This window comes from Acidovorax sp. JG5, from assembly GCF_017939685.1.
In the GTDB taxonomy this organism is placed as follows: domain Bacteria; phylum Pseudomonadota; class Gammaproteobacteria; order Burkholderiales; family Burkholderiaceae_C; genus Acidovorax.
Window position 1 is genome coordinate 1 of record NZ_JAGKSE010000005.1, and the last position, 12,900, is coordinate 12,900.

The following is a 12,900-nucleotide window of genomic DNA, read 5'->3' on the forward strand; positions in this document are numbered from 1 at the left end:
CAAGGTAAGCGGCCCGCAGAATGCGGGTCCGCTTGACCGCAGGGTTAGACCCGAAGGCCAAAAGGGAGCGCCCGGACTTGGACCAGGGCGCAGCCCACGAAAAAGCGCTGGGCCACGAGAGCGGCGCAGCGCTGCAAGAATGATAGCTGGTGGCGCTTGCTACAAAGGCGCTGGAGGCCAAAAAGGCTTGAAAGCCTTTGGAGCAGGGCCAAGCGCTGGAACAAGTGGCTGCGCGCATAAAGCGGGTGATGGGACTAACGGGCGAGGTAAGCCGACCGCAGAATGCGGGTCGGCTTGACCGAAATGTTAGAACCAGAAGCCAAAACGGGTAACCCTAACTTGACGACGGGCACGAACTGTGAAAAAGCGCTGCGCCACCGAGGCAGCACAGCGCTTGTAAAACGATAGCTGCTTGCGCTTGCCACGCAAGGGCTAGAGCCTAAAAAGGCTGGAAATCGACACAACGCCACCAGGCGAAGCCCGGAGAAACGGCAAGCCCAGCGCTGAAGAACGCTTGAGAAGTTGAACGCCGTTTGAGAAAGCATGGGCTTGAGTAAAGCGGGTTTTCTGCGGTGCTAACGCCCTGAGTTCAGCCGCCGCCGTAGGCGGTCGGCTGCGACGAATGGTTAGACCCGAAGGCCGGAAGGGAGCGCCGGGCTTGAAGACGGGCGCAGCCCACTACAAAGCGCTGGGCTACGGAGGCGGCGCAGCGCTGAAAATGATAGCGGGTAGCGCTTGCTACGCAAGGGCTGGCAGCCAAAAAGACTGCAAACTGGCGCAGCGCATGCAGGCGAAGCCCAGCGCAGCGCGAAAACCCCAGCGAATCAACGCTTGAGAAAGGCGAAACGCTGGAATAAATGCGGGCCTGCATAAAGCGGGAATATGAGGGGACTAACTAGAATTAGACGACGGCCATCGTAAGCAAGTTGGTCTGCCAAAACAAGATGTATCCATTGGTACGTAGGGATAGTACCCAGGTGATGCTGTTTAGGCAAACCTAAAATTTTCCGGATGACATCGTCTTCCGATCGTGCCGCACCCACCGCACCGGGGGCAGCCCCAGCGCCCAAACTTTTGGATCGTTTGCGTGACCATCTGCGCACGCGCCATTACAGCATTCGCACCGAGACGGCTTATGTCGATTGGGCGCGGCGCTTTATCCTGTTTCACGGAAAGCGCCATCCGCAAGAGATGGGTGCGGCGGAGGTAGAAGCATTTTTGACACATTTGGCGGTGCAGCGCCAGGTATCTGCATCGACCCAGAACCAGGCCAAGGCGGCGATTCTGTATTTATACAAGCAGGTGCTGGGTGTGGATTTGCCCTGGCTGGAAGATGTGGTGCAGGCCAAAACGCCCAGACGCCTGCCGGTGGTGCTGACGGCCACCGAGGTGCGTGCTTTGCTGTTGCACATGCAGGGCACGACCGGGCTGATTGCGCAGTTGCTGTATGGCACGGGCATGCGCTTGCTGGAGGCGCTGCGCCTGCGCGTCAAGGATGTGGAGTTTGCCCGGCGCGAGATTGTGATTCGCGAAGGCAAAGGGAATAAAGACCGCATCACCGTGTTGCCCGAGAACCTGATTCAGCCGTTGCAGCAGCAATTGCAGAAGGCGCGGGCGTTGCACGAAAAGGACGTGGAGGCGGGGTTTGGCCGTGTGCATTTGCCGCATGCGCTGGCGGTGAAGTACGTCCATGCGGACCGCAGCTGGGCTTGGCAATGGGTCTTTCCGTCGCCAGTGCGCTCCGTTGATCCGCGCCCCGACGCAGTGACGGGCGCTTTGCTGGAGCGGCGCCACCATGTGTACCCCGAGTCGGTGCAGCGCGCGGTGCGCGAGGCGGCCCAGCTGGCGCAGATCGACAAGCCGGTGAGTCCGCATGTGCTGCGCCATTCATTCGCTACGCATTTGTTGCAAGCGGGCTACGACATTCGCACGGTGCAAGAGCTGCTGGGCCATGCCGATGTGAGCACCACCATGATTTATACGCATGTGCTCAACAAGGGCGGGCGCGGCGTGCTCAGCCCGCTCGATGCGCTGTAAAGCACAAAGGCCCGTCACCGGGCCTTTGTTGTGTTGCAGCAGCGCCATCACAGCGCTGCATCAGTGCGCTTTACTCCAGTTCGCTCACTGGCACGCAGCTGCAGAACAGGTTACGGTCGCCATAGACGTTGTCCACGCGGCCCACGGGCGACCAGTACTTGTTGCTGCGCAGGGCCGCCACCGGGTAGGCGGCTGCCTCGCGGGTGTAGGGGCGGGCCCATTCGCTGCCCAGCAGGCTCTCGGCCGTGTGCGGGGCGTTTTTCAGCGGGTTGTTGTCCTGCGGCCAGGCGCCGGATTCGATCTGGCGGATTTCACCCCGGATGGCGATCATGGCGTCGATGAAGCGGTCGATCTCGAACAGCGTTTCGCTCTCGGTGGGTTCCACCATCAGCGTGTTGGGCACAGGGAAGCTCAGGGTGGGGGCGTGGAAGCCGTAGTCGATCAGGCGCTTGGCCACGTCCTCGGCCATCACGCCGCTGGTGTCCTTCAGGCCGCGCAGGTCCAGGATGCACTCATGCGCCACATGGCCGTTGGCGCTGGCGTACAGCGTGGGGTAGTGGTCCTTGAGGCGCGCGCTGATGTAGTTGGCTGACAGGATGGCGGTTTCGGTGGCCGCTTGCAGGCCCTCGGCGCCCATCATGCGGCAATACATCCAGCTGATGGGCAGCACCGCGGCATTGCCCAGGGGCGCAGCCGACACCGCACCCACGCCACCGGCCACGCCGGCCGTGGCATGGCCGGGCAGGTAGGGCACCAGGTCGGCCACCACGCACACAGGGCCCACGCCGGGGCCGCCACCGCCGTGGGGGATGCAGAAGGTCTTGTGCAGGTTCAGGTGGCTCACGTCGCCGCCGAACTCGCCGGGGGCGGCCACGCCCACCAGGGCGTTCATGTTGGCGCCGTCTACATAGACGCGGCCGCCGTGCTGGTGCACCAGCGCGCACAGCTCTTTGACCTGGGTCTCGAACACGCCGTGCGTGCTGGGGTAGGTGATCATCACCGCGGCCAGGTTGGCGCTGTGCTGCTCGCACTTGGCCTGCAGGTCGGCCATGTCCACGTTGCCGTTGGCATCGCATTGGGTCACCACCACCTGCATGCCCGCCATCTGCGCGCTGGCGGGGTTGGTGCCGTGCGCGCTGCTGGGGATCAGGCAGATGTTGCGGTGCCCGTGGCCCTGGGCTTCGTGGTAGGCCTTGATGGCCAGCAGGCCCGCGTATTCGCCCTGGCTGCCTGCGTTGGGCTGCAGGCTGATGCCGGCATAGCCCGTGGCTTGGCACAGCCAGGCGCGCAGTTGTTCGTCGAGCAGGCGGTAGCCTTCGAGCTGGTCGGCCGGGGCGAACGGGTGCACGTTGGCAAATTCGGGCCAGGTGATGGGGATCATCTCGCTCGTGGCATTGAGCTTCATGGTGCAAGAGCCCAGCGGGATCATGCTGCGGTCCAGTGCCAGGTCCTTGTCGGACAGCTGGCGGATGTAGCGCAGCATGCCGGTTTCGCTGTGGTGGGTGTTGAACACCGGGTGCGTGAGGTAGGCGCTGGTGCGGCGCAGTTCGGCGGGGATCAGCGGCTCCACGCCCTTTTCAAAGGCGTCAAACGTGGGCAGCGCCTGGCCGTCCTGGGCGAAGATCTTCCACAGCAGCTCGATGTCGGCGCGCGTGGTGGTCTCGTCGAGCGAGATGCACAGCTGGTTTTCGAAGTAAATTCGCAGGTTGGCGCCCATGGATACTGCGCGGGCAGCTATCGCTTTGGTAGCGCCGTCGGTCTTCAGCGTCAGCGTGTCGAAGCAGGCCTGCGGGCGCACCGGCGCGCCGAGCTGCTCCAGCCCTTTGGCCAGGATGGCCGTGTAGCTGGCCACGCGCTGGGCAATGCGCTTGAGGCCCTGGGGGCCGTGGTACACGGCGTACATGCTGGCAATCACGGCCGGCAGCACCTGCGCGGTGCAGATGTTGGACGTGGCCTTTTCGCGGCGGATGTGCTGCTCGCGCGTTTGCAGCGCCAGGCGGTAGGCGGGCTTGCCGTGCACGTCCACACTTACGCCCACCAGGCGGCCGGGCAGGCTGCGCTTGAACTCGTCGCGGCAGGCCATGTAGGCGGCGTGCGGGCCGCCCGCGCCCATGGGCATGCCCAGGCGCTGGGTGGTGCCCACCACGATGTCGGCGCCCCATTCGCCGGGCGGGGTGATCAGCGTGAGGGCCAGCAGGTCGGCGGCGGCGATGAAGGCGGCCTGCTTGGCATGGGCCTTGTCCACGTCGGCGCGCAGGTCGTCAATGCGGCCGCTGGTGGCGGGGTATTGGGCCAGCACGGCGAAATAGTCTCCGTTCAGTGCGGCCTCCCACTCGGCGGCGGAATGGGCCAGCACCACCTCGATGCCCAGGGGCTTGGCGCGGGTCTGGATGACTTCGATGGTCTGCGGGTGCGCGTCACCGGCCACCACAAACACGTTGCTCTTGGACTTGACCGAGCGCTTGGCCAGCGTCATGGCCTCGGCCGCGGCGGTGGCTTCGTCCAGCATGGACGCATTGGCGATCGGCATGGCCGTGAGGTCGCACACCATGGTCTGGAAGTTGACCAGCGCCTCCATGCGACCTTGCGAAATTTCGGCCTGGTAGGGCGTGTAGGCCGTGTACCAGGCGGGGTTTTCGAGGATGTTGCGCAGGATGACGCCGGGGATGTGGGTGCCGTAATAACCCTGTCCGATGAAGCTTTTGAGCAGCTTGTTCTGCGATGCCATCGCCTTGAGTTCTGCCAGCGCCGCCGCTTCCGTGACCGGCAGCGGCAGATCCATGGCGCGGCTGCGCGCGATGGAGCGCGGCACGATGGAGTCGATGAGGGCGCGGCGCGAGGCCTCGCCGATCACCGACAGCATGTGCGCTTCGTCGGCTGCGTCGATGCCGATGTGGCGGGGCAGGAATTCGGTGGCGTTTTCAAGCTCGCCGAGCGGCAAGGCAGATGGCATCAACATAGGGCAGTCTCAGAAGGGGTTGTCAGGCCTGGCGCTCAGGCGTTTTTGGCGAAATCAGCGTAGGTGGCTTCGTCCAGCAGCGCATCGAGCTGGCTGGCGTCGCTGAGCTTGACCTTGAAGAACCAGCCGGTGTTGAGCGGGTCGGAGTTGGCCAGCGAGGGGTCGGCGCGCAGGGCTTCGTTCACTTCGACCACTTCGCCGGAGACCGGCATGTACACGTCGGCGGCGGCCTTGACCGACTCGACCACGCCGGCCACGTCGCCCTGGGCAAACGTGGTGCCCACGGCGGGCAGGTCCACAAACACCACGTCGCCCAGCGCGTCCTGGGCGTGCACGGTGATGCCGACCACGGCCGCATTGGCGTCGGCGGCGTTGATCCATTCGTGGTCTTTGGAAAATTTGATCGTCATGGAAAAGCTCCTGGAAAAAATGAAGGAATCCGGAATGTAGCCGGGCCCTGCGGCGGCGGCGTGGGGCAATCAGCCGCGGTAGTAGCGGGTGGGCACAAAGGGCATGGCGCTCACTTCCATGGGCACGGCCTTGCCGCGCACGATGGCGTTGACGCGCGTGCCCAGTGCCGCATGGGCGGGCAGCACGTAGCCCATGGCCACGGGTTTGTCGATGGTGGGGCCCAGGAGGCCGCTGGTGACTTCGCCGATCTTCTGGCCGTCCAGGCTTTGCAGCTCGGTGTGTTCGCGCACGGGCACGCGCTCCAGCGCGATCAGGCCCACGCGTTTGCGCTGCAGGCTGGCCGGGTTGTCGAGTTGCGCCAGCACCGTGTCGGCGCCGGGGAAGCCGCCTGCGCGAGCACCGCCGGTTCGGCGCACCTTCTGCATCGCCCAGCCAATGGCCGCTTCCACGGGGGTGGTGGTGGTGTCGATGTCGTTGCCATACAGGCACAGGCCCGCTTCCAGGCGCAGCGAGTTGCGCGCGCCCAGGCCGATGGGCTTGACTTCAGGCTGCGCGAGCAGGGCGCGGGCCAGGGTGTCGGCCTGCGCGGCGGGCACCGAGATTTCGAAGCCGTCTTCGCCGGTGTAGCCGCTGCGCGTGACAAAGCAGTCGCAGCCGGCGATGGAATAGTGGCCGCCGGTCATGAACACCCGCTTTTCAATGCCCGGCGCCAGGCGCGACAGGGCGGTGACGGCCTGCGGTCCCTGCAGCGCCAGCAGCGCGTGGTCGGGCATGGGGATGACTTCGCAGCGCTGGCCGATGCGGGCCTGGATGTGCGCGATGTCAGCCACCTTGCAGGCGCCGTTGACGATCACGAAGATCTCGTTTTGCGCCACGCGAAAGAACATCAGGTCGTCGATGATGCCGCCCGCGTCGTTCAGCAGCAGCCCGTAGCGCTGCTTGCCCACGGGCAGGTCGATCACGTCCACTGGCATCAGGCTCTCGAACGCGGCAGCGGCGTCGGGGCCGACCAGTTTGAGCTGGCCCATGTGGGACACGTCGAACAATCCAGCAGCGCTGCGCGTGTGCTGGTGCTCGGCCATCAGGCCAGCGGGGTATTGCACGGGCATGGAATAGCCGGCAAACGGCACCATGCGGGCGCCCAGCTCGATGTGCAGGGCGTTCAGGGGCGTGTTGAGCAGGGGGGCGGCGGCAGGGGCGGACATGAAAGCTCCAGGGCAAATGGGGGCCGCGGCACATGTGCCACGGGATTTGCCCTGCTGTCCGCTTTACCTGAGAGATTCACCGCAACACCCTGGCTGGCTGTGCGGTTTGCTCCTTCGGTGGATGGCCTCGCGCACAGTTTTCGTGTGGGGCCATCTCTCTCCAGCAAGGGAACGCCCACATCACTGCGGGCGTTTGCCAGTCCTTTTGCCTGAGCGTTCGGGTGTTCCTGCGCCTTCGGCGGTGCCTCTCATCCTGCAATGCAAGGGACGGGGCACTCTCTCCTGACGGGCACGATTGTACTTACTTCGCGTACACCAGATCGCGCAGCGCGAGCGAAATCCACGGCACATAGGTGATGACCATCAGACACACCAGGATCACGCACACGAATGGCAGCAGGTGCCGGATGATGCGGTCCAGCGATATGCGCGCCACCGTGCAGGCAGCAAACAGGTTCACGCCAAACGGCGGCGTGATCATGCCCAGTGCCAGGTTGACCACCATGATCAGGCCGAAGTGCACCGGGTCGATGCCGAAGTGCATTGCCACGGGCGCCAGGATGGGCGCCAGCACGATGATGGCCGCACTGGTTTCGATGAACATGCCGATGATGAACAGCGCCGCGTTCACGCCTAGCAAAAAGAGCGCGGGGGATTGCAGCACCGCCTCCAGCCAGCGGCCAATGGCATCTGGCACGCCGGCGCGCGTGATGAGAAAGGCAAACAGGCCGGCGTTGGCGATGATGAACATGATCACCGCCGACGAGATGGCCGACTTGCGCAGGATGGCGAACAGGTCCTTGACCTTGATCTCGCGGTAGATCACCACGCCCACCACCAGCGCATAGAAAACCGCCACGGCCGATGCCTCGGTGGGGGTGAACACCCCGCCATAAATGCCGCCCAGAATGATCACGGGCATGAACAAGGCCCACCCCGCCTGCAGCGTGGCGCGGCCAAAGGGCATGCGGCCATCGCCGTCGTTCTTGCCCCAGCCCTTGTATTTGCAGTAGGCCCAGACAAACAGCATCAGCGCGCCGCTGATCAGCAGGCCGGGGCCAAAGCCGGCAATGAACAGCTCGCCAATAGACACTTCGGCGCTCACGCCGTACAGGATCATGGGAATGGAGGGCGGAATGATCACGCCCAGCTCGGCGCTGGTGGCCTGCAGCGCCGCGGCATAGCTGGTGGGGTAGCCGTGCTTGATGAGCGCAGGGATCAGGATGGCGCCGATGGCAAAGGTGGTGGCCACCGACGAGCCCGACACGGCCGCAAAGATCATGCAGGTGAGCACGCAGGTCATGGGCAGGCCCCCCTGCACGCCGCCCACGATGCTCTTGGCAAACTCGACCAGCCGGCGCGAGATGCCGCCGGTTTCCATCAGGTTGCCCGCCAGGATGAAGAACGGAATGGCGGCCAGCGGAAACTTGTTGATCGAGGCAAACATCTCCTTGACCGCGATCAGCATGTTGGCGTTGGCCACTTGAATACCCAGGATGGAGGCCAGCCCGATCGACACGGCCACGGAGACGGTGAGTGCAAAGCAAAGCACCATGGTGAAGATCATTACTGGCGTCATTGCGCGGTCTCCAGTTCCATGCGCTGGGGATCGATCAGGTTGCCGATGATTCCCACCACGCAGAACAATCCGCCCACCGGCATGGCCAGATACGCCCAGAACATCGACACCGACTCCAGCCCGGCCATGCTTTGCACGCCGCCGCGCTGCGCGTAGTCCCAGCCCCACCAGATGATCACGCCGATCAGCGCCAGCGCGGCCAGGCACACCACCCAGTCGAGCACACGGCGAACGCGCGGCGGGCTCCAGCGGTAGAGCACGTCCACGCTCACCATCGCCCCCTGGCGAAAGGCGGCCGGAATGGCCAGAAACACCATCCAGATCAGGCTGAAGCGGATCAGCACCTCGGTCCATTCGGCGGGCTGCTCGAACACGAAGCGCATGAGGATCTGGAACATGCCCAGTGACGAGGCCACGGCCAGCATGGCGCAGGCGCCGAGCATGGCCGCCCCGGTGCAGTAGCGCTCAAAGCTAAGAAACAGGTTTTTCATGGGCGGCACGGATCGGAAAGCAGAATATATGAATAAAAACGCCCGTTGGCGCTTTGCCGACGGGCGCTGATAGCTATCAAAAAGAAAGCGCTTTGCGGTTTACTTCACGTTGCGGATCTTGTCGAGCGCTGCCTTGCCGAACTGCTTTTCAAACTCGGCATTGACGGGCGCCAACGCGGCCACGAACTTGGCCTTGTCCACGGTGTCGATCACGGTCATGCCCTTGGCGCGCAGGTCGGCCACACCCTTGGCATCGTCCTCGTCCACGCGCGCACGGTTGGCCTTGGTGCCTTCTTTGGCGGCATCGAGGAAAGCCTGCTTGTCGGCAGCGCTGAGCTTTTCAAAAGCCGCCTTGTTCATCACGAAGATGCAGGGCGAGTACACATGACCGGTGAGCGTGAGGTGCTTTTGCACCTGATCGAATTTGGCCGAGATGATGACGGGCAGCGGATTTTCCTGGCCGTCCACGGTGCCTTGCTGCAGGGCCGTAAACACCTCGGGGAAGGCCATGGGCGTGGTGATGATGCCAAAGCCCTTGTAGGCCGCGATGTGCACGGGGTTCTCCATGGTGCGCATCTTCAGCCCCTTGAGGTCGCCGGGCTCCTTCACGTCGCGCTTGCTGTTGGTCATGTGGCGAAAGCCGTTTTCGGCCCAGGCCAGCGCCTTGAAGCCCTTGCTGTCGAACTTGGTCAGCATCTCCTGGCCGATGGGGCCGTCGAGCACGGCGCGCGCATGGGCCTTGTCGCGGAACAGGAAGGGCACATCGAGGATTTTTGTTTCGGGCACGAAATTGGGGATGGGGCCGGTGGAGCTGAAGGCCAGCTCCTGCGTGCCCAGTTGCACTGCTTCAATCGACTCGCGCTCGCCGCCGAGGGCCCCGTTGTAGAAGGTCTGCACCTTGTAGCGGCCGCCCGTGCGCTTTTCGACTTCCTTGGCAAAAGTATCGATGGCCACGCCCTGGTGTGAGTTCTGCGCCGTCGAGATGCTGATGCGCATGGTGGTTTGCGCGGCGGCAGTGGCCATGAAGCCGATGGCAAGGCCGAGGCCGACGACGAGTCTGGTCAATTGCATGGTGTCTCCTGAAGGGGGATGGTTGCGTGCGGCCTGTGGTGCAGGTTGCGGCGCGGGCCTGCGCCGCGCACTGCAAAAATTATGGCGCTGCAGCATGGCGTCGGGCATCGGGGTTTGTGCTGGTAAGCATGCTTATCAGCGGCGCATGGGAGTTCCACAAGTGCCGCAACTACCGGACTCGTTGAATCTGCAAGCAAAAATAGCTGCTGGCGCTTATCCAGTAAGCGCGAGCAGCTATTGATTTGATAGTTAAAAGGCGCAGTCTGCGCCCGCTTCAACCCAGAAGCAGGGCGTCGTCCGACAGCTTTTCGCCGCGCACTTTCTCGAACATGTGCAGCAGGTCGGGCACATCCAGGCGCTTGCGCTCTTCGCCGGAAACATCGAGCACCACCTGGCCCTGGTGCAGCATCACGGTGCGTTCGCCCACGTCGAGCGCCTGGCGCATGCTGTGCGTGACCATCATGGTGGTCAGCTTGTTCTCTTGCACGATGCGCTCGGTCAGGCGCAGCACGAAGTCGGCGGTGCGCGGGTCGAGCGCGGCGGTGTGCTCATCGAGCAGCAGGATGCGCGACGGCTGCAGCGCCGCCATGAGCAGGCTCACCGCCTGGCGCTGGCCACCCGAGAGCAGGCCGATGCGGTCGGTCAGGCGGTTTTCCAGGCCCAGGCCCAGCGTGGCCAGGCGTTCGCGAAAGCCTTCGCGCATGGATGCCTTGACGGCGCGGCCCAGGTTGCGGAAGGCGCCGCGGCGCTGCGCCAGCGCCATGTTTTCCTCGATGGTGAGGTCTTCGCAGGTGCCGGCCATCGGGTCCTGGAACACGCGGGCCACGCGCTCGGCGCGGGCCCATACGGGCATGCGCGTGACATCCACGCCGTCGATGGCGATGCGGCCACTGTCCACCGTCTGGTCGCCCGAGATGGCGTTGAGAAAGGTGGACTTGCCGGCGCCGTTGGAGCCGATGACGGTGACAAATTGCCCGGCCGGAATGTCCAGCGACATGCCGCGCAGGGCGCGCGTTTCGATCGGCGTGCCGGGGTTGAAGGTGATTTCGAGGTGTTGGGCGCTCAGCATGGGGCTCTTTCGGTGCGCGGGTTCAGGACGGCTTGCGCTTGGCGAACTTGCGCTTGAGCTGCGGAATCACCAGCGCCACGGCCACCAGCACGGCGGTCACGAGGTTCAGGTCTTGCGCCTTCAGGCCAATGAAGTCGCTGTTGAGCGCCAGCGCGATGAAAAATCGGTAGGCAATGGCGCCGATGACCACGGCCAGCGTGGCATAGAACAGGCGGCGCGAGGGCAGGATGCTCTCGCCCACGATCACGGCGGCCAGGCCGATGACGATGGTGCCGATGCCCATGGAAATGTCCGAGCCGCCCTGGGTTTGCGCAAACAGTGCACCGGCCAGGCCCACCAGGCCGTTGGAAACCGCCATGCCCAGCAGCAGCATGGCGCCGGTGTTCACGCCCTGGGCGCGGGCCATGCGCGCATTCGAGCCGGTGGCGCGGATGGCCAGGCCGCGTTCGGTGGCAAAGAACCAGTCGAGCAGCAGCTTGGCGGCCAGCACGATGACGACCAGGATCAGCGGGCGCGCGATGAAATCCTCCATGCCTTCGGGCTGCAGCAGCACGAACAGCGTGGGGTCATTGATGAGGGGCACGTTGGGCCCGCCCATGATGCGCAGGTTGATCGAATACAGCGCAATCATCATCAGGATGCTGGCGAGCAGGTCCATGATCTTGAGCTTGACGTTGAGCCAGCCGGTGATCAGCCCGGCCACCGCGCCCGCCGCCGTGGCCGCCAGCGTGGCCAGCCAGGCGTTGGTGCCGGTGGAGATCAGGATGGCGCAGACGGCGCCACCCAGCGGGAAGCTGCCATCCACCGTGAGATCGGGAAAGCGCAGCAGCCGAAACGAGATGAACACGCCCAGCGCCACCAGGCTGAAGATCAGGCCGATTTCAACGGCGCCGAGCAGGGAAAAGAAGGACATGGGGCAGCGGGGCTAGAGGTTGAAAAACAAAGCAGGAGCCACGCGGGGGCATGGCTCCTGCCGGAGGGGGCCGGGTCTGATGACCCAATCCGGTTGCGGCTGGCGCTTACTGCACAACCTGCGCGGCCGACTTGATCAGCGCGTCAGACAGCTTCACGCCCTGTTTCTCGGCAGCGCCCGGGTTCACGAACAGTTCCATCTTGGTGCTGATCTCGGGCTTGATGTCGCCGGGTTTTTCGCCCTTCAGGATGCGCGCCACCATGCGGCCGGTCTGCTCGCCCAGATCGCGGTAGTTGATGCCGAAGGCGGCGATGGCGCCGCGCTTGACACTGTCGGAGTCCGCTGCCACCAGCGGAATCTTGGCCTCCTGGCCCACCTTCACCAGCGCCTCGTAGGCCGAGACCACGTTGTTGTCGGTGCTGGTGTAGATCACATCGACCTTGCCGATCAGACTGCGCGCGGCGCTGCTCACGTCCACCGAGCGGGGCGCTGCGGCCTCGACCAGCGTCATGCCCAGCTTGGGCAGCAGGGCCTGCAGCTGCTTGACCACGACGGCCGAATTGGCCTCGCCGGGGTTGTAAACCACGCCCACGCGCTTGGCACCGGGCACGACCTGCTTGACCAGGTCCATTTGCTTATCGAGTGCCAGCAGGTCGGACACGCCGGTCACGTTGTTGTGCGAGGGCTCCCAGTTCTTCACCAGCTTGGCGGCCACGGGGTCGGTCACGGCCGAGAACACGACGGGAACGGTCTTGGTCGAGGCAATCACGGCCTGGGCGGACGGCGTGGCGATGGCGACGATGGCATCGGGCTTGTCACCGACGAATTTGCGGGCGATTTGCGCTGCCGTGCCGGTGTTGCCCTGGGCGCTCTGGTATTGCCATTTGAGGTTCTTGCCGGCTTCAAAACCGGCTTCTTTCAACGCGGCCTGCACACCGTCGCGCACGGAGTCAAGGGCGGGGTGTTCGACGATGGCGGTCACCGCCACGGATTTTTGTTGCGCGCTGGCCGGAGCTACGACGGCCACGGCCAGGGCCAGGGCGCCCAGGGACATCCAGGGCAATTGCTTCATGTTTATTGGCGCGGTCTTTCTGGTTTTGGAGGGATAGGGTCGGCGCATGTGGCATCGGGGCCGGCTGCCAATTTTACTGCGATGGGGCAATGC

13 protein-coding genes and 2 riboswitches are annotated in these 12,900 nt (G+C 64.3%); of the genes, 1 reads left to right on the forward strand and 12 read right to left on the reverse strand.

Going from position 1 to position 12,900, the window contains the following annotated elements; genetic code table 11:
- The 3 genes from J8G26_RS07660 to J8G26_RS07670 all read right to left on the reverse strand — a co-directional run.
- Window positions 1-238 (reverse strand): DUF1010 domain-containing protein (locus tag J8G26_RS07660; RefSeq protein ID WP_210568493.1); only part of this gene is annotated, 238 nt, incomplete at its 3' end.
- 16 nt (window positions 239-254) lie between these two features.
- On the reverse strand, window positions 255-545 hold the full coding sequence (locus tag J8G26_RS07665; protein ID WP_210568494.1) for a DUF1010 domain-containing protein: 291 nt from the start codon (window positions 543-545) through the stop codon (window positions 255-257).
- A 44-nt stretch (window positions 546-589) separates the two neighbouring features.
- Window positions 590-871, reverse strand: a complete 282-nt coding sequence (locus J8G26_RS07670; RefSeq protein WP_210568495.1) for a DUF1010 domain-containing protein — start codon at window positions 869-871, stop codon at window positions 590-592.
- 140 nt (window positions 872-1,011) lie between these two features.
- Between J8G26_RS07670 and J8G26_RS07675 the strand changes: the two genes are divergently transcribed.
- Window positions 1,012-2,037 carry an integron integrase gene (locus J8G26_RS07675; protein ID WP_210568496.1) on the forward strand — a complete coding sequence of 342 codons (1,026 nt, stop codon included), beginning with the start codon at window positions 1,012-1,014 and terminating at the stop codon, window positions 2,035-2,037.
- A 70-nt stretch (window positions 2,038-2,107) separates the two neighbouring features.
- Here J8G26_RS07675 and gcvP read toward each other — a convergent pair whose 3' ends face one another.
- From gcvP to J8G26_RS07720, 9 genes are all read right to left on the reverse strand, one after another.
- Complete coding sequence (gcvP, locus tag J8G26_RS07680; RefSeq protein WP_210568497.1) at window positions 2,108-4,996, reverse strand: aminomethyl-transferring glycine dehydrogenase; 2,889 nt, start codon at window positions 4,994-4,996, stop codon at window positions 2,108-2,110.
- A gap of 35 nt (window positions 4,997-5,031) precedes the next feature.
- Window positions 5,032-5,406 (reverse strand): glycine cleavage system protein GcvH, encoded by a 375-nt coding sequence (gene gcvH / locus J8G26_RS07685; protein WP_086912538.1) that lies wholly within the window; start codon window positions 5,404-5,406, stop codon window positions 5,032-5,034.
- 69 nt (window positions 5,407-5,475) lie between these two features.
- Window positions 5,476-6,612 (reverse strand): glycine cleavage system aminomethyltransferase GcvT, encoded by a 1,137-nt coding sequence (gene gcvT, locus J8G26_RS07690; protein WP_210568498.1) that lies wholly within the window; start codon window positions 6,610-6,612, stop codon window positions 5,476-5,478.
- Between the two features lie 44 nt (window positions 6,613-6,656).
- Window positions 6,657-6,786: riboswitch (glycine riboswitch) on the reverse strand.
- A gap of 13 nt (window positions 6,787-6,799) precedes the next feature.
- A riboswitch (glycine riboswitch) is annotated at window positions 6,800-6,907 on the reverse strand.
- 6 nt (window positions 6,908-6,913) lie between these two features.
- Entirely contained in the window at window positions 6,914-8,191 is a 1,278-nt protein-coding gene (locus J8G26_RS07695; protein WP_210568499.1) for a TRAP transporter large permease, read from the reverse strand.
- Window positions 8,188-8,682 carry a TRAP transporter small permease gene (locus tag J8G26_RS07700; RefSeq protein WP_210568500.1) on the reverse strand — a complete coding sequence of 165 codons (495 nt, stop codon included), beginning with the start codon at window positions 8,680-8,682 and terminating at the stop codon, window positions 8,188-8,190. The genes J8G26_RS07695 and J8G26_RS07700 overlap by 4 nt, the downstream gene beginning before the upstream one ends.
- A gap of 99 nt (window positions 8,683-8,781) precedes the next feature.
- Window positions 8,782-9,753, reverse strand: coding sequence for a TRAP transporter substrate-binding protein (locus J8G26_RS07705; protein WP_210568501.1), 972 nt, complete (start codon window positions 9,751-9,753; stop codon window positions 8,782-8,784).
- Window positions 9,754-10,027: 274 nt separating this feature from the next.
- Window positions 10,028-10,822 carry an ABC transporter ATP-binding protein gene (locus tag J8G26_RS07710; RefSeq protein ID WP_210568502.1) on the reverse strand — a complete coding sequence of 265 codons (795 nt, stop codon included), beginning with the start codon at window positions 10,820-10,822 and terminating at the stop codon, window positions 10,028-10,030.
- Window positions 10,823-10,844: 22 nt separating this feature from the next.
- Window positions 10,845-11,735, reverse strand: coding sequence for an ABC transporter permease (locus J8G26_RS07715; RefSeq protein ID WP_210568503.1), 891 nt, complete (start codon window positions 11,733-11,735; stop codon window positions 10,845-10,847).
- A gap of 106 nt (window positions 11,736-11,841) precedes the next feature.
- Window positions 11,842-12,807, reverse strand: coding sequence for an ABC transporter substrate-binding protein (locus J8G26_RS07720; RefSeq protein WP_210568504.1), 966 nt, complete (start codon window positions 12,805-12,807; stop codon window positions 11,842-11,844).
- Between the last annotated feature and the right edge of the window lie 93 nt (window positions 12,808-12,900).

Excerpts from the sequence above, each read along its gene's own strand:
- J8G26_RS07665 (WP_210568494.1), bottom strand. The coding sequence starts at position 545 with ATGCTTTCTCAAACGGCGTTCAACTTCTCAAGCGTTCTTCAGCGCTGG.
- J8G26_RS07670 (WP_210568495.1), bottom strand. The coding sequence starts at position 871 with ATGCAGGCCCGCATTTATTCCAGCGTTTCGCCTTTCTCAAGCGTTGAT.
- J8G26_RS07675 (WP_210568496.1), top strand. The coding sequence starts at position 1,012 with ATGACATCGTCTTCCGATCGTGCCGCACCCACCGCACCGGGGGCAGCC.
- gcvP (WP_210568497.1), bottom strand. The coding sequence starts at position 4,996 with ATGTTGATGCCATCTGCCTTGCCGCTCGGCGAGCTTGAAAACGCCACC.
- gcvH (WP_086912538.1), bottom strand. The coding sequence starts at position 5,406 with ATGACGATCAAATTTTCCAAAGACCACGAATGGATCAACGCCGCCGAC.
- gcvT (WP_210568498.1), bottom strand. The coding sequence starts at position 6,612 with ATGTCCGCCCCTGCCGCCGCCCCCCTGCTCAACACGCCCCTGAACGCC.
- J8G26_RS07695 (WP_210568499.1), bottom strand. The coding sequence starts at position 8,191 with ATGACGCCAGTAATGATCTTCACCATGGTGCTTTGCTTTGCACTCACC.
- J8G26_RS07700 (WP_210568500.1), bottom strand. The coding sequence starts at position 8,682 with ATGAAAAACCTGTTTCTTAGCTTTGAGCGCTACTGCACCGGGGCGGCC.
- J8G26_RS07705 (WP_210568501.1), bottom strand. The coding sequence starts at position 9,753 with ATGCAATTGACCAGACTCGTCGTCGGCCTCGGCCTTGCCATCGGCTTC.
- J8G26_RS07710 (WP_210568502.1), bottom strand. The coding sequence starts at position 10,822 with ATGCTGAGCGCCCAACACCTCGAAATCACCTTCAACCCCGGCACGCCG.
- J8G26_RS07715 (WP_210568503.1), bottom strand. The coding sequence starts at position 11,735 with ATGTCCTTCTTTTCCCTGCTCGGCGCCGTTGAAATCGGCCTGATCTTC.
- J8G26_RS07720 (WP_210568504.1), bottom strand. The coding sequence starts at position 12,807 with ATGAAGCAATTGCCCTGGATGTCCCTGGGCGCCCTGGCCCTGGCCGTG.